Source organism: Acidobacteriaceae bacterium (assembly GCA_035944135.1).
Classification (GTDB): domain Bacteria; phylum Acidobacteriota; class Terriglobia; order Terriglobales; family Acidobacteriaceae; genus Granulicella.
The window spans coordinates 896,400-918,848 of record DASZBM010000002.1; the positions used below are offsets into that span (position 1 = coordinate 896,400).

At 59.7% G+C, this 22,449-nt stretch carries 19 protein-coding genes; 10 read left to right on the forward strand and 9 right to left on the reverse strand.

Features of this window, described 5'->3' with window-relative positions; all coding sequences use genetic code 11:
• Nucleotides 1–34 precede the first annotated feature (34 nt).
• Both VGU25_06435 and VGU25_06440 read right to left on the reverse strand, forming a co-directional pair.
• On the reverse strand, nucleotides 35–2,401 hold the full coding sequence (locus tag VGU25_06435) for a TIM-barrel domain-containing protein (protein HEV2576829.1): 2,367 nt from the start codon (nucleotides 2,399–2,401) through the stop codon (nucleotides 35–37).
• A 52-nt stretch (nucleotides 2,402–2,453) separates the two neighbouring features.
• Complete coding sequence (locus tag VGU25_06440) at nucleotides 2,454–3,635, reverse strand: VWA domain-containing protein (protein ID HEV2576830.1); 1,182 nt, start codon at nucleotides 3,633–3,635, stop codon at nucleotides 2,454–2,456.
• A gap of 627 nt (nucleotides 3,636–4,262) precedes the next feature.
• Between VGU25_06440 and VGU25_06445 the strand changes: the two genes are divergently transcribed.
• On the forward strand, nucleotides 4,263–5,270 hold the full coding sequence (locus tag VGU25_06445; GenBank protein HEV2576831.1) for an NAD(P)-dependent alcohol dehydrogenase: 1,008 nt from the start codon (nucleotides 4,263–4,265) through the stop codon (nucleotides 5,268–5,270).
• Between the two features lie 70 nt (nucleotides 5,271–5,340).
• On the opposite strand, the gene VGU25_06450 is transcribed toward VGU25_06445, so the two are convergent.
• Nucleotides 5,341–5,601 carry a hypothetical protein gene (locus VGU25_06450; protein ID HEV2576832.1) on the reverse strand — a complete coding sequence of 87 codons (261 nt, stop codon included), beginning with the start codon at nucleotides 5,599–5,601 and terminating at the stop codon, nucleotides 5,341–5,343.
• 130 nt (nucleotides 5,602–5,731) lie between these two features.
• Nucleotides 5,732–6,559: a hypothetical protein gene (locus tag VGU25_06455; GenBank protein HEV2576833.1), complete on the reverse strand. Its 828-nt coding sequence runs from the start codon at nucleotides 6,557–6,559 to the stop codon at nucleotides 5,732–5,734.
• A gap of 226 nt (nucleotides 6,560–6,785) precedes the next feature.
• On the opposite strand from VGU25_06455, the gene VGU25_06460 reads away from it, so the two are divergent.
• Genes VGU25_06460 through VGU25_06470 form a run of 3 tightly spaced genes read left to right on the forward strand, consistent with a single transcriptional unit; the run spans nucleotide 6,786 to nucleotide 9,250 of the window.
• A complete protein-coding gene (locus tag VGU25_06460) occupies nucleotides 6,786–8,024 on the forward strand; it encodes an ABC transporter permease (GenBank protein ID HEV2576834.1) in 1,239 nt (412 codons plus the stop codon).
• Between the two features lie 28 nt (nucleotides 8,025–8,052).
• Nucleotides 8,053–8,547, forward strand: a complete 495-nt coding sequence (locus VGU25_06465; GenBank protein ID HEV2576835.1) for a carboxymuconolactone decarboxylase family protein — start codon at nucleotides 8,053–8,055, stop codon at nucleotides 8,545–8,547.
• Between the two features lie 4 nt (nucleotides 8,548–8,551).
• Nucleotides 8,552–9,250: an ABC transporter ATP-binding protein gene (locus VGU25_06470; GenBank protein ID HEV2576836.1), complete on the forward strand. Its 699-nt coding sequence runs from the start codon at nucleotides 8,552–8,554 to the stop codon at nucleotides 9,248–9,250.
• Here VGU25_06470 and VGU25_06475 read toward each other — a convergent pair.
• Nucleotides 9,219–10,367, reverse strand: coding sequence for a hypothetical protein (locus VGU25_06475; protein ID HEV2576837.1), 1,149 nt, complete (start codon nucleotides 10,365–10,367; stop codon nucleotides 9,219–9,221). The genes VGU25_06470 and VGU25_06475 overlap by 32 nt on opposite strands.
• A 355-nt stretch (nucleotides 10,368–10,722) precedes the next feature.
• Between VGU25_06475 and VGU25_06480 the strand changes: the two genes are divergently transcribed.
• Nucleotides 10,723–13,194 (forward strand): ATP-dependent Clp protease ATP-binding subunit, encoded by a 2,472-nt coding sequence (locus tag VGU25_06480; protein ID HEV2576838.1) that lies wholly within the window; start codon nucleotides 10,723–10,725, stop codon nucleotides 13,192–13,194.
• 92 nt (nucleotides 13,195–13,286) lie between these two features.
• On the opposite strand, the gene VGU25_06485 is transcribed toward VGU25_06480, so the two are convergent.
• The 4 genes from VGU25_06485 to VGU25_06500 all read right to left on the reverse strand — a co-directional run bounded on the left by VGU25_06485 (nucleotide 13,287) and on the right by VGU25_06500 (nucleotide 16,354).
• Nucleotides 13,287–14,177, reverse strand: coding sequence for a hypothetical protein (locus VGU25_06485; GenBank protein ID HEV2576839.1), 891 nt, complete (start codon nucleotides 14,175–14,177; stop codon nucleotides 13,287–13,289).
• Nucleotides 14,178–14,345: 168 nt separating this feature from the next.
• On the reverse strand, nucleotides 14,346–14,978 hold the full coding sequence (locus VGU25_06490; GenBank protein ID HEV2576840.1) for a hypothetical protein: 633 nt from the start codon (nucleotides 14,976–14,978) through the stop codon (nucleotides 14,346–14,348).
• A 263-nt stretch (nucleotides 14,979–15,241) separates the two neighbouring features.
• The gene (locus tag VGU25_06495) at nucleotides 15,242–15,547 is read right to left on the reverse strand and encodes a YtxH domain-containing protein (protein HEV2576841.1); all 306 of its coding nucleotides are present in this window, start codon (nucleotides 15,545–15,547) and stop codon (nucleotides 15,242–15,244) included.
• 66 nt (nucleotides 15,548–15,613) lie between these two features.
• A complete protein-coding gene (locus VGU25_06500; protein ID HEV2576842.1) occupies nucleotides 15,614–16,354 on the reverse strand; it encodes a uracil-DNA glycosylase in 741 nt (246 codons plus the stop codon).
• Between the two features lie 58 nt (nucleotides 16,355–16,412).
• On the opposite strand from VGU25_06500, the gene VGU25_06505 reads away from it, so the two are divergent.
• The 5 genes from VGU25_06505 to clpX all read left to right on the forward strand — a co-directional run bounded on the left by VGU25_06505 (nucleotide 16,413) and on the right by clpX (nucleotide 22,365).
• Nucleotides 16,413–17,744 (forward strand): hypothetical protein, encoded by a 1,332-nt coding sequence (locus VGU25_06505; protein HEV2576843.1) that lies wholly within the window; start codon nucleotides 16,413–16,415, stop codon nucleotides 17,742–17,744.
• A gap of 153 nt (nucleotides 17,745–17,897) precedes the next feature.
• Nucleotides 17,898–19,334 (forward strand): trigger factor, encoded by a 1,437-nt coding sequence (gene tig / locus VGU25_06510; protein HEV2576844.1) that lies wholly within the window; start codon nucleotides 17,898–17,900, stop codon nucleotides 19,332–19,334.
• 133 nt (nucleotides 19,335–19,467) lie between these two features.
• Nucleotides 19,468–20,058, forward strand: coding sequence for an ATP-dependent Clp endopeptidase proteolytic subunit ClpP (clpP, locus tag VGU25_06515; GenBank protein HEV2576845.1), 591 nt, complete (start codon nucleotides 19,468–19,470; stop codon nucleotides 20,056–20,058).
• Between the two features lie 160 nt (nucleotides 20,059–20,218).
• Nucleotides 20,219–20,836 (forward strand): NAD(P)H-dependent oxidoreductase, encoded by a 618-nt coding sequence (locus tag VGU25_06520; protein HEV2576846.1) that lies wholly within the window; start codon nucleotides 20,219–20,221, stop codon nucleotides 20,834–20,836.
• Nucleotides 20,837–21,078: 242 nt separating this feature from the next.
• Complete coding sequence (gene clpX / locus VGU25_06525) at nucleotides 21,079–22,365, forward strand: ATP-dependent Clp protease ATP-binding subunit ClpX (protein ID HEV2576847.1); 1,287 nt, start codon at nucleotides 21,079–21,081, stop codon at nucleotides 22,363–22,365.
• Nucleotides 22,366–22,449 lie beyond the last annotated feature (84 nt).

The window sequence follows — 22,449 nt, forward strand, 5'->3', positions numbered from 1 at the left end:
CGAACTATGTTGCAACAGCACAGTAGTCACCTCGTCACCGAATGACCTTCACCACCTGCGCATCCGGCCCGCTCCACACCGCCGCGCCCCTATGCGTTAGCCTGCCGCTCGCATCATCCCACTTCAGGCGCGTGATCTCGTCTTTGCCCTGCTCATACGCATACGTCTTGCCGTCATCGTTATAGAGCGTGAACTCCCCATTCGCGCCCGGATAAACCCGCACCTCTGTAATCGCCTGCTTCTCATCCGTGCTCAGCACCGGCGCTCCCATCGGCACAATCGACCCGGCCCGCACGAACACCGGAATCGTATCGATCGGCGCATTCACTCGCAGCGTCTGTCCGCCATGCACGCGCTCATTCGTCCAGAAGTTGTACCAGTCCGTTCCCGCTGGCAGATACACCTCACGGCTCGTGCTTCCCTGCTCTGTTACAGGAGCAATCAGCAGCGCCGGACCGAACATATACTCATCGCCAACTCCAGCCACCTTCGGATCGCTCCCAAAATCCATGAACAATCCGCGCATAAACGGCGCGCCCGACTCATGCGAGTACCACCCGAGCGAGTAGATGTACGGCATCAACTGATACCGCAGCCTCAGATACTTTTCGAGTATTGGCTCCGCCTGCTTGCCGTAACTCCAAACCTCATTCTCTTTGCGGCTCCCGTGCGCACGCATCGTCGGCTGAAACGTCCCATACTCAAACCACCGCACATACAGTTCCGCGTAGTCCTCGTAGTTCCCGACATTCTCCTTCGCATCGCTCGCGTCAATTAACACCGGCCGCTCGGCCTTATGCGAACCCGGCAGATACTGCCACCCACCAATATCCGTGCTCCAATACGGCATCCCCGACGCCACAAAACCCAACCCCGTCGGCACCGACCGCCGCAGCGTATCCCACGTGGGATAAATATCCGACGACCAGAAGATCGTCCCGTTATGCTGCGCTCCAAGATACGCATCGCGCGCCAGGATCAGCGCCCTCCGATCGGGCAGGTCCGCGCGAAATCCGTCATAGATCGCCTTTGTATGAAAGTACGGATACACATTGAAGTACTCCGTGCCCGGCCCGACATGCAGATAGCTTCCATTCGGCGGCAGATCCGGCTCCGTCTCATCCGCCCAGAAGCCGTCGAATCCCTTCGCCACAAAATTCTCGTTGATCCTGTCCCAGAACCACTTCGCCGCATCCGGATTCGTCGTATCAATATCCGACCCCGCGCGATCGTACGGCAGCCCATTCGTCGGCGTCCCATCCGCCAGGTGCTCGAACCACCCATTCTTCAGAATCGTCGCGTAGTACCTGTCCTCGGGAACATATCGCGGCCACACGCTGATCATCGAATGAAACCCCATCCGATGCAGATCATCATTCATCGCCTTCGGATTCGGCCAGTACCGCGGATCCATATCCATCTGGCCCATCTTCGTGAAGTAAAACCAATCCACCACCATCACATCGGCCGGCAGCTTCCGCTCGCGATATCCCCGCGCCACGTCCAGCAGCTCCTTCTGCGTCGTGTACCTCTGCTTGCACTGGATGTACCCATACGCCGACTTCGGCAGCATCGGCACATCGCCCGTCAGCAACCGATATCCCTCATACAGCTTGTCGTACGTGTCGCCCACAATCACAAAGAACGACACCCGCTGCCCCACCTGCGACTTCCACTTCGTCCGCTCGTTGAACGCAAAATCCACCCGCGTCTTCGACGGGTTATCCCACACAATCGCGTATCCCTTATTCGTCACCACAAACGGCACGCACACACTCGGCCCCGCCGCCGCATCGTAGTCATGCGCACACTCGATCGATCTTCCGCGCAGATCCAACCCGCCCTGCTGGTTCAGCCCCAGACCGTAGTAGTGCTCATCATTCGGCGCCGCAAACGTCGCGCCCACCCTGTAGAACGGATCATCGCCCGGCCTGCGGTCTTCGAGAATCTGCGCGTCGCCATCCTTATGGTTCGGCACAGACATCTCCCAGCCATCCATCTTCAACACCGGCTGGCCATCTGTGCGGTCAATCTCAAACCCAAACCCCGGCGTCGACCCCACAAAGTACTTCGCAATGTCCGCACCTGTGCCCGTCGGCACCCAGTGGTGATATGCCCCCACCTTCACCACCATCTCTGCCGATCGATACTCATCCCCCGCGTCAGAGCTCGAATGCGTCCACCCGCTCGCCGCCGGCTGCGCAACAATCCCGACACCCGGCCCCTTCTCCGCAGCCGCTGCACCATCCAGGCTCCCCGTATTTTGGCTCATAGATACGCGCACCACACCCGGCGCATATCCTTCCAACACCACCGTAGCGTTATCGCGCTCGAGCACCACACGCTGAGCTCGCGCCGCTCCCCATCCGCACAACACAAGCACAACTGCAACGAATCGCACGCGCAAATATGCCAGCCTCCACCGGCATACTCACCCTACAACATCGTGGTGCTTATTCCACCGGCAGCTTCGCCTTGTATCCGTCGCGTGCAATCACCGAGTACTTCACAGCCTTGCCCTTCTCATCCTGCATCTTCAGCGGCTTGCCTTCCTGATCCACCAGGTACACCTTCACCTTGCGGTAGCTGCCGTCATTCGCCGTGTTCGTCGGTCTGTAGGTCACCACATACTGGTTCCGTATCGACTCATTGATCTGCGAAAAAACATCCGGCAGCGCTCCCTGGAAGACCGGCTGAAACCACATTCCGCCCGTCATCTCCGCGAACGTGCGCATCTCGTTATCGGCCTGCAGATAATCCATATGCCGCGCCGCGCCGCCCATTCCCATGCCGCCGCCCGACATCTCCCGCACCATTCCGCCCGTGCTGATCGTAAAGATCGTCACATTCGGCGTCGCCTTGATCTTCGCCAGCATCTTGTCCAGCGTGATATGTGACATCGTGTCCCGGCCGGTCGAGATTAGGATGATGTACTTCCGCCCCTCCACCCTGCTCAGCCGGTCCAGCATCTCGTACAGCGCGTCGAACTCATTCGTCTCGCTGAATCCCGGAATCACCAGGCTCTGCAGCGCCTCCGCGATCGTCGACTGGTTGTTCGTAAAGTCGCACAGGATATGCGTGCGCATGTCGTACGTCGCAACCGCGATGTAATCCTCCGGCTGCAGCGTCCTGAAGAACGCCACCGCCGCATTCTGCATATCGTTGATGAACCAGTACGAGTTCGACGCAAACTCCAGCAGCATCACCGCCGTAATCGGAGTCTTCGTCAGCCGCACCGACTGCACCTTCTGCTCGACCCCATCCTCCACCACCAGGAAGTTGTCCGGCTTCAGCCCCGGCACAAACTGATGCGTCTTATCCAGCAGCACGTTCACGTCCAGGTTCACAATCGGCACGTCCACGCGCATCGAGAACGTCTCATTGTTCGGGTTCTTGACCTTCTCTTCCGCAGGAGCCGGCGGGGGCGCTTCGTCCGTGTTCTTCTTCGGCAGCACGATGCCATCCGTGCCCGTATCCGGCCCCGCGCTGTCATCCGTCGTCGCCGGAGGTGTCGGCTTCTGCTGCTGCTGCTGTGCAGGAGAACTCGCCGGCGCGCTCTGCCCCCACACCGGGGCCGCACCCGTTGCCGCCAGACTCACCACCAGACCGACCGCCCAAACCCAACCCGTCTTCATACCACGTGCTCCCTACGCCCATCGGGGACCCGAAATCTACCTTCAGTTCTACGCCTTATCTACCCCTTAAGACGAGCTTCGCGTCCCTCCGTTTCGCCTCGCCCTCCTCAGAACCGTCATCCTGAGCGAAGGCCCACAGGGCCGCAGTCGAGGGACCCCGATACCCTTCGTCCAACAACGAACGCTGAACCCATTTCCCCCTCATACTGCACTTCGTTAAGAGCAGCCTTCCAAGCCTGTCCCAAGCGAACCCCAACGATGCCGCGCACGCCCTTCAAAGCTGTCCCAAGCGAACCCCAAGGATGCCGTGCGTGTGTCCCCGTCTCGTTAAGGGCACGGCTTCAGCCGTGCCGTACGTGCGGCCCAACACGCGGGGCTTTAGCCCCTGAGGTAACGTCGTCTTACAGACGCACGAAGGGCCGCCGGGGGGTGCCAGCGGCCCATTCGCGTACATCTCGCGCCTCCTATCAAGGGAACAATCGGTGGGGGATCGTCCCGACCAGAGGCGCAGATCGATTATCACACATCTCGCTTGCACGGCCAAAGCCTCTCCACACATCGCTCTGGTATAACCTTGCAGTCACTCGCTAGAGTTATCACCGGATCGTCTTTGGAGATGTGTCTGCTATGTCGGATATCCAGGGATTCGCGGCCCACGCCGCCGGAGCCCAACTACTCCCTTTCCGCTACTCTCCCGGCGAGCTCGGGCCCTATGACGTCGAAGTCCGCGTCTCACACTGCGGCGTCTGCCACTCCGACGTCCACCTGATCGACAACGACTGGGGCATCTCCCGCTTCCCGCTCGTCCCCGGCCACGAGATCATCGGCACTGTCACCGCGCTCGGCTCCGCCGTCCACGGCCCTACCGTCGGGCAGCGCGTCGGCATTGGCTGGCAGGCAGACTCCTGCGGTATCTGCGAGTGGTGCCGCTCCGGCGAAGAGCATCTCTGCCCCAAGGCCCAACCCACCTGCGTCGGCCGCCACGGCGGCTTCGCCTCCTCCGTTCGCGCCAACAGCCGCTTCGCCATCCCCGTCCCAGAGGCACTCGACAGCGTCAATGCCGCCCCGCTCCTCTGTGGCGGAGTCACCGTCTATGCCCCGCTCCGCAATCACGGAGCCCGCCCCGCCTCACGCGTCGGCGTCATCGGCATCGGCGGCCTCGGCCATCTCGCCATCCAGTTCGCCCGCGCCTTCGGTTCCGAGGTCGTCGCCTTCTCTTCTTCCAAAGACAAGGAAGCCGAAGCCCATTCCCTCGGCGCCCACGCCTTCGTCAACACTCGCGAGACCTCAGCGGTCAAAAAGCACGCCCGCTCCCTCGACCTCATCCTCTCCACAGTCTCGGGCGACCAGGACCTCCATTACTTCATCGAAGCCCTCCGCCCCAAAGGCACGCTCGTCATCCTCGGAGCCGGCCCCTCGCCGCTTCAGGTCCCCGGCGCCGGCCTCATCAGCAACAATCTCACGGTCGCCGGCTCCAGCATCGGCAGCCCCCGCGACCTCCGCGAGATGCTCGAAGTCGCCGCCCGCCACAACATCCAGGCCGTCACCGAGCGCTTCCCCATGAAGGACGCCAACACGGCCGTCTCCCGCGTCAAGAAAAACCAGGTCCGCTACCGCGCGGTCCTCACCCCGTAGATCCTAATCTCTGGACACCCCGTAGATCCTCATCTCTGGATTCTTACGCCACAGATCCTCACCGTCTGGATCAACGAATCACCGTCATCCTGAGCGAAGTCGCGCTTGTGCGACGAAGTCGAAGGATCCCGAGCGTGATCGCACGCCCCATGCCGCTTGCACCTTCTTCCGATAGCACGCAGGTCTTAACTCGCAACTCAAAACTGAAAACTCGAAACTGAACCAGACCCGCCTTTGCTTTTGCTCTTGCCGTTGCCTTTGCCGTTGCTTTTGCTCTTGCCGTTGCCTTTGCCGTTGCTTTCGCTCTTGCCGTTGCTTTTCTTTCTGTCATCCCCGAAGGGGATCTGCTTTTGTTCTTGTATTGGCTTCCAGGTACCCCGAGCCTTCAGGCTCGGGTATCTTAGCCAACACCCAAAAGGGGGCTTTAGCCCCTGAGGTATGCTGCCCGCATCCCGTGACTCTCACCGCGCGTCCACATCCGACAAGATCCGCGACTTCACTTCCAGCCTGTGATAATTCCGATACTCCGCCCGAAAAGACCACATGGTCCATCCGCTCGTATCGCGCGAATCAATCGTCGACGGCATCCAGAACGTATCTCCATCCAGCACCACAGGCGCATAGTCCACCGTGAGCTCCCGCCTCCCAATGACCGGCGAATCATCCCATGTTCCCTGAACGATGAGGTGTCGCGGCGTGGTCAACTCCAGGTGCGTGATCTCCATCGATGCAGGATCGACGAACACCAGCCCCTTGCTCTTCTCTTGCAAAAGACAATCGCCAGGGTTCGGAGGATCGCGAACCGTAGCAAACCGGATAACGTAAAGCTGGTTCGCGCCCTTCTCCTTGCTCCGTTCCAACGTGTACTTCATGCACTGCCGTTGTTCGACCGAAACAACCGCGAGCCCACCCTCAAACACCCCGCTCAGCATCGAGGGGCCCTTCATCGCCTGCGAAGTCGCCGGCTTCCCATTGACGCTCTTAATCTCACGCGACTCCACAAGACTCATCGAATGGTTAGCGTCCGCAACGCGCTTCAAGCGAAAGGTGGAATCAGTGACGGTGGCCTGACCGTGCGAACCCGCCCCGGCCTGCGAGACCACATGCTCATCGCAGAAGAGGCTGGGAACACCAGCGTCATACCGCTTCAAATTCACTTCCAGCCGCCCGAGAATCTCATCCAGCGTCGGCGTCTTCTTCTGTTGCGCACCCATCCCACCCGAAAATCCCAGAACTGCAATCAACGATATAGCTGGCGTTAACCCTCGAATCTTCAGGCGTCGAGCCACTTGACAAACCCCTGTCCAGAATAGCGGTATTAGTTTTGGTCCCGTCCGCCGAACTCTGAACCCGACCCAGCCAACTCCTTTGAATCCAAGACTTTACATCTATCTGCCCTCCTAAGTCATTACAAATCAAGACTTTGCAAAATGGACGACAAATAAAGTCCAAGCCTAAGTTCCCTGTTCTGAAGACTTTGCGCAAAATACCGGGGGAGGGGCTATCCTGCCTCAGATGCGTTTCGAACTCTTCATCGCGGCCCGTTATCTCCGAGCTCGCCGCCGTCAGGCAGTGGTCGGATTAGTCACCGCGATATCGGTCCTGGGCATAGCCGCCGGAGTCGCCGCACTGATCATCGCCCTGGCAATCACCAACGGCATGCGCCGCGACCTCCAGCAGCGCCTGGTAGGCGCCCTCGCCCACGTGGAGCTCATGCGGTCCGCCGGCGACGGCATCCGCGACTGGCGCCCCCTCATGCAGCGTCTCTCCACCCAGCCCCACGTCACCGCCGTAGCCCCCGGCATCTACGGTCAGGTGCTCATCTCCCGTGGCGCCCGCTCCGGCGGCGCCCTCATCAAAGGAATTTTGCCGCAGGACGAACTCCGCGTCGGCAACCTCCTCCAGGCCGTGAAGCAAGGCTCCTACTCCGACCTGAATCCAGTCGCGAGTCCAGATGCGGTGCCCCCGCCGGTCGTCCTTGGAAATGAACTCGCCCTCACCCTCGGCGCCGGCGTCGGTGACACAGTGTTGGTTACCAGTCCGCAGGGCGAGCTCACGCCTCTTGGTCTGGTGCCGCGATATGAGCGATTTCGTGTCGCCGGGATCTTTGACTCAGGCTTTTATCAGTACGACTCCGCGTACGCCTTCATGAGACTTGCCGATGCGCAGCACCTGTTCTCAGAGCCGGATCTGATCTCGGTGCTGAGTTTCAAACTGGATGACCTCTATCGCGCGCCGGAGGTTGCAAAAGACCTCGAGTTCGCGGCAGGGCCCGGATTTCAAGCGACCACATGGATCGATCAGAATCGCGAATTGTTCCGCGCGTTGAAGCTCGAGCAGGTGGTGACATTCATCATCCTCGCGCTGATCGTCGTCATCGCCGCGCTGAACATCCTCATCGCACTCACCATGATGGTGATGGAGAAATCCCGTGACATCGCGGTGCTCATGAGCTTCGGTGTATCCAGCGCGCAGGTGCGGCGAATTTTCCTGCTCGAAGGGCTGCTCATCTCCGTGATAGGCAGCCTGCTCGGATTGGCCGTCGGTTACACCGGAAGCCTGCTTGGAGCGCACTACAGATTCATTCCGCTCGATCCGAGCGTGTATTCGATCAGCTATCTTCCGTTCGCTCCTCGTATGACCGATGCCCTGATTGTCCTTGCCGTTTCGCTTGGTCTCTCGCTCCTTGCAACACTGTATCCCTCGCACACGGCCGCGAGTATTCTTCCGGCCGAAGCGTTGCGTTACGAGTAAGAAGTATTCTGGCTGTCAGAGGTCTTCTATGCCGCGTCTTCCCTATCCCAAGCTCGCGCCTGAAGCGTATCGCTCGCTTGTATCTCTCGGACATTACCTGCGCACGGCGACATCACTTGACGCTGGACTACTGGGATTAGTTGACCTCCGCGCATCGCAACTGAATCGCTGTGGCTTCTGCATCGGTATGCACACGCAGGAGCTGAAGCATGCCAACGAGCCGGACTCCCGGATCAACGCCGTGGCAAACTGGCGCGAGTCGGATGCGTTTACTCCGCGGGAGCGCGCGGCCCTGGCGTGGACCGAGGAGATAACGAATATTCAGGATGGACACGCATCCGACGAGGCCTACGCGGCAGTCAGCGAGTACTTCAAGGACAAGGACCTCGTAGACCTGACGTTCGCCATCGCGACGATGAATGCATGGAATCGGCTTGGCATTGCGTTCGGGGCGGAGTGGAACCCAGCGATACGGCCGGGCGGGGACCAGCCGCAGGAGCCTGTAGCAGCGAACTCTCTGTGACGCCATGAAAAATTGCGACGAGTTGCTGTGCGCCTTCGGGCTGAGGAAGACATATCCATCTGTCGAACCTGGGACGCCGGATCTCGAGCTCTTCCGCGATCTCAACCTGCAGGTGGAGGCGGGTGAGATGGTGGCGATCATCGGCGAGTCGGGCGCGGGAAAGAGCACGTTGTTGCACATTCTGGCGGCACTCGACACTCCAACTGCGGGCGAGGTTTGGTGCGGTTTCACGCATGTGACGGGACTGTCGAAGGCAGAGGCCTCCGCCTTCCGTAACCGGGAGATTGGGTACGTCTGGCAGTTTCACTACTTACTGCCGGAGTTCACTGCGGTTGAGAACGTCGCGCTGCCGCTGCTTGCGAGAGGTGTGCCTCAGGCGGAAGCGATGCAGCTGGCGGCAAGCTGGCTGGAACGTGTGGGGCTGAGCGGGCGCTCCGCGAACCGGTCTGGAGAGTTGTCCGGCGGCGAACAGCAGAGGGTGTCGATCGCGCGCGCCCTGGTGACGCAGCCGAAGGTGCTGCTTGCGGATGAGCCGACTGGAGATCTGGACGCCGGCACAGCGGACCGGGTATTCGCCCTGGTTCAACAATTGCATCGCGAACACGGGCTGACGAGCGTGATCGTCACGCACAATACAGAGTTCGCCCGCCGTTGTGACCGCGTGATGAAACTCAGCGCGGGAACACTGATCGCTCTCCCGTAATTTTCAGCCGTTCAGGTGCAGCACCCGAGGGCGCGAAATCCAGCTCATTCATAGGATTAGGTTCCCCGATCGCCGCGATCAGCTTTTCCGAAACGACCGCTTCGGCGATGAGGACGGTGCAGCAGGCGAGATAGGGGATGAGTTCTCCGTAGATACGAATCTCGATGATGACGCCGAAGATCATCATGAACACGAACCAGACGGCGAGGCCCCAAAGCCATGTCCGAAGCAGTCTGTCCGTCAGATATCTGCGGTAAAGGACAATGACCGGGATCATGAATGCGCCCGTAGACGCAAGTTGCGGCCAGCTCAGAGGGGACAAGAGCAGAAAGACGTTGTTCTTCCATCGCGCCATGGACGCTGTCGGGTTATGGGCGAAGTGGCGGGTGATAAATACGTGCCAGGCGCCCCAGGCAACTGCCATCGCCACAATCGTTGTGATGTCTACCAGCAGCCTGCGTTTGGATGTGTATCGCCCGGAGTAGTCCAGTATGAGCCTAAGTGCATAAAAAACCAATAACATCAGGCTGGTTTCACGGTTAACTGTCGCAATCAGGAAGATTGCGCAGAAGGCGAGGACATTGCTTCTCCTATAGAGGAGCAGCAGCCCCGCTCCGAACAGTGCCACACTCGGCAGATCGTAGAAGTACCGCACGTGATAGGTGAATGAGAGCCCGTACGTTGCAAGGATCATCACCAGCGTGAGGGGGTAAACGGCAAAACGGAATATTCCCCTCGGCGATGCGAGATCATAGAGCTTTCTCGCGATAAGTCCAATGCACACAACGCTACAGACATCGATCGCGGCCTGGACGATCCCCTCAGCACTAATACCTCTGTCAAACCAGACGGCAGTTTTCCCCGTACTGAGCCACTCGGCGAACCTGTTCAGCCCTTGGCTCTGATGTGCCCAGCGCAGCGGAAACATCATCAGTACGCGAGTCTGGTAGGGTGTCTGCTCTAATCCGGCCTCATACCGGCTGGGTATAAGCGACGAATGTACCCAAATGAGGTAGAACCATACGAACTGAACCGTAGCCAGCCCATTCAGGGCAATCTCCACCAGAGAGCCGAGCCCGCGGAAACGCGATCGCACATCAGGTTGAATGTCGTGCATGCTATGAAACGTCTCCGAATAAGCGAGGGGTAGAAAATACAACTGGCGCAGTATAACGGACCCTTCAGGCCGGTCCAGGCTGGAACGCGAACTAGTTCTGGACGGCCGTCGTCACAAAGAGCACAATTCCGGTTTGCGACGGTTTTCCCACAGAGGCATCAAACGGGTAGCTCTTTTTGTACGTTTGTGGGGTGGCACTGGACCGCACTTCTACAGATACACTAGGGGCACTTCAACCACCCTGGCTGCCTTCGAGGCACTCAGTTCTTTTGCCGCAGAGTAACGCGGCGTCGGCCACGGTCCAGAGGCGCTCCGGCGCTCACCCGAGAACCGGAGCGTAGTTCGAAGGGGGAGCATGTTCGAACGCTACACAGAAAAGGCGCGGCGCGTGATTTTCTTTGCGCGCTACGAGGCCAGCCAGTTCGGCTCGCCGTACATTGAGACTGAACATCTCCTGCTGGGCCTGCTGCGCGAAGACAAGGCGCTAACCAACCGCTTCCTTCGCTCGCATGCCTCTGTTGAATCGATTCGCAAGCAGATTGAGCAACATACAACTGTTCGCGAAAAGGTATCGACGTCGGTTGATCTTCCACTTTCCAACGAATGCAAGCACGTGCTCGCCTATGCGGCCGAAGAGGCTGAGCGGCTGAGCCACAAGCACATCGGGACAGAGCATCTGCTGCTCGGACTCTTGCGTGAAGAGAAGTGCTTCGCGGCCGAGATTCTGATGGAGCGCGGGCTGCGGCTGCCGGCCATCCGCGAGGAATTGCAGCGGACTACACAAGAGAAACCGGCAGCAGCCACCGGCAAGCAGGCGCGCCAGCAACAGGAGCAGTCGATGCTGGCGGAGTTCTCGCGCGACCTGACACAGGCGGCGAGCGAGCAAACACTGGACCCGCTGGTCGGGCGCGATCACGAGGTGGAGCGCGTCATTCAGATTCTCTGCCGCCGGACGAAGAACAACCCGGTGCTGATTGGCGAACCGGGCGTCGGCAAGACTGCAATCGTTGAAGGACTGGCGCAGAAGATTGCCGACGGCGAGGTTCCGAGCTTCCTTGCGGACAAGCGCGTGCTTTCGCTGGATCTTTCGCTGATTGTTGCGGGGACCAAGTACCGCGGCCAGTTCGAGGAGCGGCTGAAGACCATCATGAAGGAGTTGATGGAGTCGCAGAACTCGATCGTTTTCATCGACGAGTTGCACACGCTGGTCGGCGCGGGATCGGCAGAAGGCTCGCTGGATGCAGCGAACATTCTGAAGCCCGCGCTAAGCCGTGGCGAGATCCAATGCATTGGAGCGACGACACCGGCGGAGTATCGCAAATCGATCGAGAAGGACCGCTCGCTGGAGCGTCGCTTCCAGGCCGTGAAGGTGCCGCCTCCGAATGAAGAGGATGCGATCAAGATCATCATGGGCATCAAGGAGCGTTACGAGAAGTTTCACGCCGTCAGCTACACGGACGACGCGATCACCTTCTCCGTCTCGCACTCGAACCGCTACATCCCGGACCGCTTCCTGCCGGACAAGGCGATTGATCTGATCGATGAGGCGGGCGCGCGTGTGAAGCTGCGGCAGACCACGCTGCCCGAAGAGCTGACCGAGGTCCAGAAGCGCATCAAGTTCATCGTGCACCGCATGGAGAACGCGATTGCGAATCACGAGTTCGAGAAGGCGAGGTTCTACTCGGACGAGGAGCGCAAGGAGCGCGACAACCTGCGCGCGCTGCGTGATAAGTATCACCTCGATGAGTCAAGCTCGGGCATTGTGACGCGCGAGGACATCGAAGACGTGGTCTCGCGGTGGACGGGTGTTCCGATTACGTCGATCAAGGAAGAAGAGACGCAGAAGCTGCTGCGCGTCGAAGAAGAGCTGCACAAGCGGGTGATCGCGCAGGATAAGGCGATCTCGGCGCTGGCGCGGTCGATCCGGCGCTCGCGGGCAGGTCTGAAGAATCCGAACCGGCCGATTGGCAGCTTCCTGTTCCTGGGACCTACGGGCGTCGGCAAGACAGAGGTTGCGCGCACGCTGGCGCAGTTCCTGTTTGGCTCGGAGAAGTCGCTGATCCGCTTCGATATGTCGGAGTTTATGGAGAAGCACTCGGTGTCGAAGCTGATCGGTTCGCCTCCGGGCTACGTGGGCTACGAGGAGGGCGGCCAGCTCACCGAGCGTGTGAAGCGTTCGCCTTATTCGGTAGTGCTGCTCGATGAGGTCGAGAAGGCGCATCCGGATGTCTTCAACCTGCTGCTGCAGGTGTTTGAAGACGGGCAGCTCACGGACGGGCTCGGCAACACGGTCGATTTCAAAAACACGATCCTCATCATGACTTCGAACATCGGGGCCAAGCACCTCATGAAGCGTGAGGGCCTGGGCTTCCAGTCGTCGAAGGACGAGGTGGTGCTCGAGAAGATGCAGGAGATGGTGATGTCCGAAGTCAAGCGGACATTCAATCCGGAGTTCTTGAATCGACTGGATGAGGTTATCGTCTTTACCTCGCTGGGCGACAACGAGTTGATGCAGATTCTCGAACTGCTTGTGCAGCAGTTGAACGTGAACCTTGTCCACAAGGCGATCACGATTAGCGTGCACGACGATGCAAAGCGCTGGATCCTGGAGAAGACGGTGACCGACCGCAACTACGGGGCGCGTCCACTGCGCCGCGCACTGCAGCGGTTCATCGAGGACCCGTTGTCCGAGGCGCTGATTGCGGGGCAGATTGCCGAGCGTCCAGCGTTCCTCGAGGTTTATCTCGAGAACAACAAGTTGTTCTATCGTCCAGTGTCGAGCGAGGGCGAAGAGAAGCTGGCGGGGCTGGCGCTGACGACGGTTTAGTTAAGCAACAGATCAAATCGAAACGCCTCGGTGATAAGCCGGGGCGTTTTGTTTGTTTTGCTGCTGTGACGTCTGGTGCGGGTGCTGGAGGCTTACTCGATGGCGCGGGTGATCTTCGGCTTGCGCGCGACCCATGTAATGCCGACGGAGGCCGTGTCGACATCCTGCCTGAGACTGCGCTCATACGTGCCAGTGAGCATGAAGTGAAGGCCGATCGGGAAGTCGAGTTCGGAGACGATGCCATTATCTTCGGCGGTGCCTGCGCCTTCGAGCACCTGCTGGGTGACCGTCTTTCCCTTGTTGTTTTTTCGCGTTACGGTGCCGTAGACGCTCTGGTTGCCAATCGGCAGTTCCTCATAGGCTTCGACGTCGAGGTTAAAGCTGAAAGGAAGGTCGATCGAGGAGCCGGCCTGGAAGTTCGCCAACGGACCGACGGCAACATACGGCTTCTTCACGGCGCGGTTTACGAGGCTCGACGAGTTCCCTTCACCGACTTCGATATCAGGATCGAAGGGGCCGATGCTGTAATCGAGATGATTGTTGATGTTATAGGTCTCGGTATTGGCGCTGAGTCCAAAACGAGAATTTCCTGTAGGGAATCCCACGGAGGCCGTCGCAAGATACGTCAAGCGATTGTGCGGAAGCTCATAAGTGCCGACGCCGACGGTGTCACCAAGAAGATCTTTGCCTGTAGCCAAGGGATAAGTTTTTACTCCGTTGACCGTCTTGGGCACAAATGCATTCACGGTGGGATACCAAGGCACAAGTGCACTCACGGAGAAATGCCTGTCAAAGCGAAAAGACAGGTCCGGAGTAACAATGTCAGCCCATCCTGTCGCCGAGTTGTGCTGTCCCGTCTGGTCGAGAATGAAATTGAAGCCGTTTACCGGAGCGACTAAGCCGGTAGCCACATGACCTGTGGACTCCGGTGCGATGCCGGCTGCAGAGGCCTGCGCTTCGCTGCGCTGTGTTGCGAGAAGCAAGCAACAGACACCCGAGAGCAGGATAAGCCTGGAGAAAATTGAATTTCGGCCGTTCATAGTTGCGTTCCTGGCGAATGCCTGAGGCGGCATGCTCTGTAGGCATGCTTGCGGTTTTGTAGCTTGAAGAGGAAAGACCCCAGGCATCGCCTGGGGTCCTTGAGAAGAACGTTACTTGTGCTCGGTACGGCGCTCGTCGCGGTTGATGCGGCGTGACTCCTGGTTAAGCTCTTTGTTGAGCAGCTTCTTATCCTGAGCAGTCAGTTTGCCGTTGTCCTGCGCGCGCATGCCAGCTTCTTCTTTCGCGACGCCGGCTTCCTGCGTCTCGAGCTTCGCGACCTGGCCGTCGGTCAGCTTGTCAGAGTTGACCCCGCTCGCAATGCGGTCCTGCTGGTTTTCGAGTCGCTTATTGACTTCTCCCTTGACCGGCGGCTGTGTGGCGCTGTTGTGTTTGTCGGCGTAGATGTCTTTGGACTCGGTATTGAGTTGAGACTTCAGAGTGGCCTTGTCCTGCGCGGTGAGATGGCCGTTGTCCTGCTGACGCATGCCACGCTCTTCTTTATTGATGCCAGCCTCCTGCGATTCCAGCGTGGCGGACTCGCTGGCCGTTAGTTCACCGCTCTTGACGCCCTGAGCGATCCGGTCCTGCTGGTTTTCCTTACGCTGATGGATGGTGGCGCCGGTCGTGGTGCTGGTTGCCGATGTGCTGGCGGTAGTGGTTGAAGTCGCCGTAACACTCTGCGCGGAGACGGCACCAGAGACCGCGAGAAAGGCCGCGGCAATCGAGAGACAGAGATTCTTCATCTTGTAAGCCCCTTGCGAGAAATTTTTGCTGCTGCACTGCGACTTTTCGCCACCTTATCGCGTCGTGCACGCTCATCCTGACACACAGGGTCGTGAGGTGTTGCGGTTTTGCACGAAAATAAGTGCACGCTGGTAACGTGAACATGTCGTAGCGTGAGGTAAGTTCGCAAGGAAAAAAGCAAAGGAAAGGGCGCGCCACGGTGGCGCGCCCTGTTTGTTTTCTGCCCTGTTTGGCTTCCAGCTCAAGCCCGTGGATGGACCTGTTACATAAGCTTGGTGACGGATTGTGCGGCCTTGCTGGCGTTCTTAACGTAACCGGTGGCTGTGTCGACAACGCTGCCGAACTGCTCCTTGCCGGTGTTGATGAGCTTCTGCGCTTCCTTGGTGAGGCGGTCGGCCTGGTCCTTCAGGTAGTCGCCTGCGTCCTGCAGGTTGTCGCTGAGGTCCTCCATACTGCGGCGGAGCTTGCGCCGGGTCACCTCGCCGGATTGTGGGGCCATGAGAATAGCGGTGACACCGCCGACGACGAGACCCAATCCAAACGCAATCCAAAATGTTCGCTGACGCATTTTTACCTCCGTACCCTACATCTGGTTGGATTCGGTCGGGTTGCATGAGGTTGGTCTGTGGAGATGTCAGTCGAGGCCGGCCAGTGCGCGGGCGCGGACGAACACGCGCAGGAGCATCGCGCGATTGAGCTTCCCGGTGTTCGTGTTGCGGAGCGACGGATGGTAGCTGCCGAGCAGCGTGATGCCGTTGGACAGCTTGTACTCGGCACCATGTCCAAAGGCGAAGGCAGCCCGGCGCTCGATGATTCCCTCGCGGAGAAGGTGTGCAAGGTAGCCGTCCCAGGCGACCTTGCCGAGGCAGACGACAACCTTGACACGCGGCAAAAGGGAGAGCTCCTGCGATAGGTGTGCAGCGCAGTTGCGGATCTCTTCCGGTGTGGGCTTGTCGCCGGGAGGCGCGCAGCGAACGACGGCGCTGATCCACATGCCACGCAGGCGTAGACCGTCGCGAATCGCGGTGGACGTGGGTTGGTTGGCGAAGCCGGCATCATGCAGGACGGGATAGAGGAAGTCGCCGGAGCCGTCGCCGGTGAAGATGCGGCCGGTGCGGTTGCCGCCATGGGCTCCTGGCGCGAGACCGAGCGTCAGGACGCGGGCGCGCGGGTCGCCAAAGCCCGGAACGGGCCGTGCCCAGTAGGTTTGGTCAAGGTAGGCGCGCCGTTTACGCTCGCCGATGCCCTTGCAATAGTCGCGAAGCCTTGGGCAGCGTTCACATCCGGCGATTTGTTCATGGAGCGCTGTCAGGGTTATAAGAGGCGGCGGGGCGGACTTCCCTGCTCGAACCGCATCTGATTCCCGTCTAAGCAACAGTGACCCCTGAGACGATAGTATCGTTGAGGCCGCACTGCACGAGAAAGAGAGAAGAATGAACCTGGGAAATCGGCAGACGAGCGAAGCAGAAGCACCGTCGCCTCTGCACCGATTCTCCAAATCGGGATACCTGACGCCCACCCTGATAGGGCTTCTCTGCGTGATTCTGCTCATCGCGGCTCATGAGAGCGGTCACGGCAACTATCACAAGCTGAAGCAGCGAGTTATCCCGGTAACCACGGAACCGAACACGGAGACCGGGCCGGGGGGACAGGCTGCCGTGACACTGCGTCGCTCGCCAAGTGCGATCAGCGGAGAACCGGAGTTTTTGTCCGCGCTCCTGCTTCCCGGCCGGGGAATGAATCTGCTGCAGATTACCGCCAGCGTGCCGGGCAAGGGCGAGGTTCCGATTCTGCTTTCACCGTCGCTGACGGATGCCGCGCGGGTGCTGACGGGCGCCGGTGAGGACGCAAACGGCAGCGTAAGTACCAGCTTTGGAGCGGCTGTTCTGGCTCCGTGGGCCGGCCGTCTCACGGGATCTCCAACATCGAGCTCGTCGACGCTGGAGAGCGTTTGGCAGGGAGAGCGGATCACGTTTCCGCCCATGCGGCCGGGCAGCACGTTCTCCACGATGGGTCTGATCCTCGACCGCCCGGCGGACAACATCAGCACGGACACCATCCCGGACGGCCAGGCGGCCACGGCCATCTACCATGCGGGGTCGTTCTCCGGGCAGTGGCCGTCGATGATGGACATCACGGTTCGTGTGGAGCTCGCGGAGAGAACTCTGGACCTCACGGTGACGGAACAGAATACGGGCCAGGTACCCACGCCTGCGGGCGTAGGCTGGCATCCGGTCTTTGCACTCGCGGGGGACCGCTCTGATGTCCGCATAGTAATCCCATCGATCACCAAGATTGAGATCGACCGCAGGACAGGCCTGCCTACGAGCAAAACCGTCATGACGAGCGGGACAACAGCGGACCTGATTCGCGCTCGAGGAACGCGGCTGGACGATGTGAGCCTTAACGACACATACACCAACCTGCAGAGCGGATTGCTGGGCGATGGCCCGATTGCCGAGATTCGCGATCCAGCCGCGGGGTACGGCCTTCGGGTGATCCCGCTGACTGCGACGGTCAAGTTCATGCGGGTGGTCGCCCCTGCGGGCGAACGGTGGATCTCGATTGAGCCGGACACGAATGTCGATGATCCGTTCGGTCATGAGTGGCCGAATCCGGACGACACCGGCATCGTGAGCCTGCAGCCGGGCGAAAGCCTGCAGTGGCATGTGCGGCTGGAAATCTTCTCGCTGGCGACGGCTCCGTTGCCGCCAACGGCAAATAATCCGACGACAACGGTAACGAACACCGGTACGCCGCATTAGCTGCCGTTTGACCCTGCACGGCAGCGGCTCGTATCCTTTCTAAGGACCATCGGAGCTGCGACCCGCGCGAGCCCTTGCGCATCTGAATATCGCGGCTTCTCCAAATTTTCGTACGCAATTCCGCGTAATTTCCTAAACACTGAGAGACAAGCTTTGAGCCCCACAGAGACAACAAACGAAGAGACCTTTTCTGCCACCCCGGATGCCGTAACCGCGGAGGCTCAGCACGACCACGATCATGACCACGACCACGCCGGTCACGAGCATCATCACCACGAGCCTGCTCCGACGCTGAACCCTGAGCTGACGCGCTCGATCGAAGTTGACGCGCCGGCCGCCGACGTCGAGAAGGCGTTCCGGCAGGTCACGCGCCGGTATGCAAAGATGGCGCGCATTCCCGGATTCCGCGCCGGCAAGGTGCCGGAGTCGCTGATCAAGTCGCGCTTTGCGAAAGAGGTGCGGCAGGAGGTGCTGGAGTCGCTTGTGTCGAACAAGTTCCGCCAGGCGCTCGAGGCGCAGAAGCTGAATCCGATTTCGCAGCCGCAGGTCTCGGAGTTGCAGCTCGCCGAGGGCCAGCCACTTAAGTTCAAGGCGACTTTCGAGGTCCTGCCGGACATCAACGTCGATGGCTATGACACGATCTCCGTGCAGCGGCCCGATGCAACCCTGACCGATGAGGAGTACCAGGCAGAGCTCGACGCTGTGCTTGACCACCACGCGACGGTTGAGCCGGTCGAAGAGGACCGCGCCCTGGCCGACGGAGACTGGGCAGAGATCAGCTTCAAGGGCAACGTGCAGGATCTCGCGCAAACCGTGACCGAGGAAGGCGTCGAGAACAAGACGCAGCAGCCGGAGCTGACTGGCGAAGATGCGCTCATCGAAATCGGCGGCAAAAACACGGTGCAGGCATTCACAGATGCGTTGCGCGGAGCGAAGGTCGGCCAGGAGCTGACCTTTGAGGCGAGCTATCCGGCGGAGTTCGGCGATGAGCGCCTGGCGGGCAAGACCGTGAACTACGACGTGACCGTGAAAGCTATCAAGAAGAAGAACTATCCGGAACGCGACGAGGAGTTCGCCAAGCAGCTTGGCAATTATGAGAGCTGGAGCGACTTCGAGACGAAGCTGCGCGAGCGCGTAGCTTCACGCAAGAAGAATGCGCTGGAGACGCAGGCGCGCGACAAGATGCTCGATGAGCTGATTGCGAAGTTCCAGTTCCCTGTTCCCGAGACCTTTGTGCAGCAGCAGATCGACGCACGGTTGGAGCGCGGTTTGCGTGCGCTGGCACAGCAGGGCATGACTGCGGATGCCATGCGACAGCTCGACTTCGATCGCCTGCGTGCTGCGCAGCGTGACCAGGCTGTTTCCGAGGTGAAGGCTTCCCTTCTGCTCGACAAAATCGCAGAGCGTGAGAACGTCGCCGTATCGGATGAAGACATGGAGCGCGAGCTGTTGATGATGTCGCTGCAGCAGCGCGAGCCCATGGAGACACTGCGCAAGCGTCTCACCGACGACGGAACCCTGAACCGGATTCGCGAGCAGTTGCGCCGCGAGAAGACCGGTTCGGTGCTGTTCGACAAGCTCGCCGCATAACGCTTCGGCTGATCCCACCTTCACGGTCTCAAGCGACGCGAAGGTGGGTTGCCGAGGCAGCTACCGTACCGCACATCCTCAGCGCGTGGCTGTATTCTGAGCCTGCAATACCTAGAAAGAGAGAGCCAGAGCTATGGGACTGATACCGATGGTGCTCGAGCAGACGAGCCGGGGCGAACGCTCCTATGACATCTACAGCCGTCTGCTGCGCGACAACATCATCTTCCTCGGCACACCGATTGACGACAACGTTGCCAATCTCATCATCGCGCAATTGCTGTTTCTCTCGGGCGAGGACCCGGAGAAGGACATTCAGCTCTACATCAACTCGCCCGGCGGATCGATTTCCGCAGGCCTGGCGATCTACGACACGATGCAGTACATCAAGAACGACGTCGTAACGTTCTGCATTGGGCAGGCGGCATCGATGGGCGCATTCCTGCTGATGGCCGGCAAGAAGGGCAAACGGTTCACGCTGCCCAACTCACGCATCCTCATTCACCAGCCTTCCATGGGCGGGCTGCAGGGACAGGCGACGGACATCGACATTCATGCGCGCGAAATTCTGCGCATCCGCGAGCTGACGAACAAGCTGATGGCGCTGAATACGGGCCAGCCGCTGGATCGCATCGAGCGTGACGTGGAGCGCGATTTCATCATGACGCCGCAGCAGGCCAAGGAGTACGGCATTATTGACGACATCATCGATCGCCCGCGCACCTAACGGGTTGCAGGCGCATCACACAGGCGTCGGCTTCGGCCGGCGTCATTTTCTTGCCGTGTAATTCCCTTGCATCGCGGCGGGTCTCACGTTCATCTCATCCGGTAGACGGTTCGATGTATATCGAAGCATCGCGACACGTCGATCCCTTCAGGAGATTCTCATGCCTACACTGCTGCATCTCGACGTAAGCCCGCGCGGCGACTATTCCGTGTCTCGCCACCTCAGCAAAGCCGTTGCCGAGGAGTGGAAGAAGAAGAATCCGGGTGGCAAGGTGATCTACCGCGATCTGTCCGAGAAGCCGCTTCCATTTGTGGATTTACCGTGGATCGCCGCTGCATATTCAACACCCGACCAGCACACGCCGGAGCAGCAGCGCGCGATCGCCGTCTCAAATGAGCTGGTCGATGAGGTGCTCGCCGCCGACGAGATTCTCATCGGAAGCCCGATGTTCAACTTCAACATCCCCGCAGCGCTCAAAGGATGGGTGGATCACATCGTGCGCCTGGGCCGGACCTTCAATGAGAAGTACGAGGGCCTGGCGACCGGCAAGAAGGCGCGCATCGCAATGGCGAGCATGGGCACGTATACGCCCGGCGCCTACATGGAGAGTGCAAACTTCTTCGCGCCGTACATGAAGTTCATCCTGGGATTCATTGGAATCAAGGATGTGGATATTTATCTCGCGGGTGGGACAAGTGCGATCAACCAGGGACAGACGACGCTCGAGGCGTACCTCGCAGAGCACACGCCCAAGGCGGTCGCCGAGCTATCCAGGTAGTCCCCTTTAGTAATGTGGCGAACATAGCGATTTGAGGTTCGCGGCCTAATGCAGCTTTAGGTCGGCCCCGTGCCTCTTCGCCGCACCGCACTGCCACGTATCGGGCTAGACACCCGTACTCAAGTAACCTCCTTATGGCACCGACGTGACGTCTGTGCACCTTGCGCCGGTGTAGACTGTGGATGTTGGAATTGAGTGTCCGCGCTCTCCCCGGCAGCGGTGCTCCAAGGAGCTGCTTTCGCATGAAGACCTCTCGGGGCTCGGACGATTCACTTCGCTGCTCGTTCTGCCACAAATCGCAGGACGCCGTCGCGAAGCTCATCTCATCGCCTTCAGATTATCCGCGCGCCTATATCTGCGATGAGTGCGTCGGCGTCTGCAACTCCATTCTGGAAGACGATAAGAGCGAGGCGCAGCCTGGAACGGCTCCGGCCCATCTGCCCAAGCCCGCCGAAGTGAAAGCGTTCCTGGACGAATACATCATTGGTCAGGACACGACGAAAAAGAAGCTCGCCGTAGCGGTTTACAACCATTACAAACGGATCCAGATGAACCGCGCGCGCACGGGAGACGTCGAGCTCGCGAAGTCGAACATCCTGCTCGTAGGTCCCACGGGATCGGGCAAGACGCTGATGGCGCAGACGCTGGCCAAGATGTTGGACGTTCCGTTTGCGATCGTGGACGCAACAACGCTCACTGAGGCTGGTTACGTCGGTGAGGACGTCGAGAACATCATCCTGAAGTTGCTGCAGGCCGCAGACGGTGACGTCGCACGCGCGCAGAGCGGCATCATTTACATCGACGAGATCGACAAGATTGGGCGAAAGGACGAGAATCCTTCGATCACCCGTGATGTTTCGGGCGAAGGCGTGCAGCAGGCGCTCCTCAAGCTGCTGGAAGGCACAGTAGCCAACGTTCCCCCGCAGGGCGGACGCAAGCACCCGCACCAGGAGTTCACGGTTGTTGATACCACGAACATCCTGTTCATCTGCGGCGGCGCGTTCGTCGGACTCGAGAAGATCATCGCCCGCCGCATCGGCAAGAAGGCGCTTGGATTCAAGGCGATCTCCGATGGCGATCCCAACGCAGCCGAGGTAACGCCGATCCGCGCGCAACGTGACACCGAGATCCTGCGCCAGGCGGAGCCACAGGATCTGCTCAAGTACGGCCTGATTCCCGAATTTATTGGCCGCCTGCCGGTCCTCGGCATCCTCGATGAGCTGGACGAGGCGGCATTGATTGACATCCTCACCCGTCCGCGCAACGCAATCCTCAAGCAGTACGCGAAGCTGTTCGAGTATGAGGGTGTGAAGGTTACGTGGACGGACGAAGCTGCGCGGTCGATCGCACGCGAGGCGCTGCAACGCAAGGTGGGCGCGCGCGGTCTTCGGATGATCCTGGAGGAGCTGATGCTCGACCTGATGTATCACGTTCCGGGTAACAAGAAGGTCAAGGAACTGATCATCACCGACGAGATGGTCCGCAACCGGGACATCACCCTGCCGGTGGTTCTCGAGAAGGCTGGCTGATCGTCGGGAAGCAACAAATCGTGTGGGCGACCTACGGGTCGCCCACTTTCCTCTTTTGCCGAAACTCCCCAGCACGGATGGTGT

Coding starts and splice junctions, on each gene's coding strand:
- VGU25_06440 (HEV2576830.1), bottom strand. CDS start 3,635: ATGAAGACGGGTTGGGTTTGGGCGGTCGGTCTGGTGGTGAGTCTGGCG.
- VGU25_06445 (HEV2576831.1), top strand. CDS start 4,263: ATGTCGGATATCCAGGGATTCGCGGCCCACGCCGCCGGAGCCCAACTA.
- VGU25_06450 (HEV2576832.1), bottom strand. CDS start 5,601: ATGACAGAAAGAAAAGCAACGGCAAGAGCGAAAGCAACGGCAAAGGCA.
- VGU25_06460 (HEV2576834.1), top strand. CDS start 6,786: ATGCGTTTCGAACTCTTCATCGCGGCCCGTTATCTCCGAGCTCGCCGC.
- VGU25_06465 (HEV2576835.1), top strand. CDS start 8,053: ATGCCGCGTCTTCCCTATCCCAAGCTCGCGCCTGAAGCGTATCGCTCG.
- VGU25_06470 (HEV2576836.1), top strand. CDS start 8,552: ATGAAAAATTGCGACGAGTTGCTGTGCGCCTTCGGGCTGAGGAAGACA.
- VGU25_06475 (HEV2576837.1), bottom strand. CDS start 10,367: ATGCACGACATTCAACCTGATGTGCGATCGCGTTTCCGCGGGCTCGGC.
- VGU25_06480 (HEV2576838.1), top strand. CDS start 10,723: ATGTTCGAACGCTACACAGAAAAGGCGCGGCGCGTGATTTTCTTTGCG.
- VGU25_06490 (HEV2576840.1), bottom strand. CDS start 14,978: ATGAAGAATCTCTGTCTCTCGATTGCCGCGGCCTTTCTCGCGGTCTCT.
- VGU25_06495 (HEV2576841.1), bottom strand. CDS start 15,547: ATGCGTCAGCGAACATTTTGGATTGCGTTTGGATTGGGTCTCGTCGTC.
- VGU25_06505 (HEV2576843.1), top strand. CDS start 16,413: ATGAACCTGGGAAATCGGCAGACGAGCGAAGCAGAAGCACCGTCGCCT.
- clpP (HEV2576845.1), top strand. CDS start 19,468: ATGGGACTGATACCGATGGTGCTCGAGCAGACGAGCCGGGGCGAACGC.
- VGU25_06520 (HEV2576846.1), top strand. CDS start 20,219: ATGCCTACACTGCTGCATCTCGACGTAAGCCCGCGCGGCGACTATTCC.
- clpX (HEV2576847.1), top strand. CDS start 21,079: ATGAAGACCTCTCGGGGCTCGGACGATTCACTTCGCTGCTCGTTCTGC.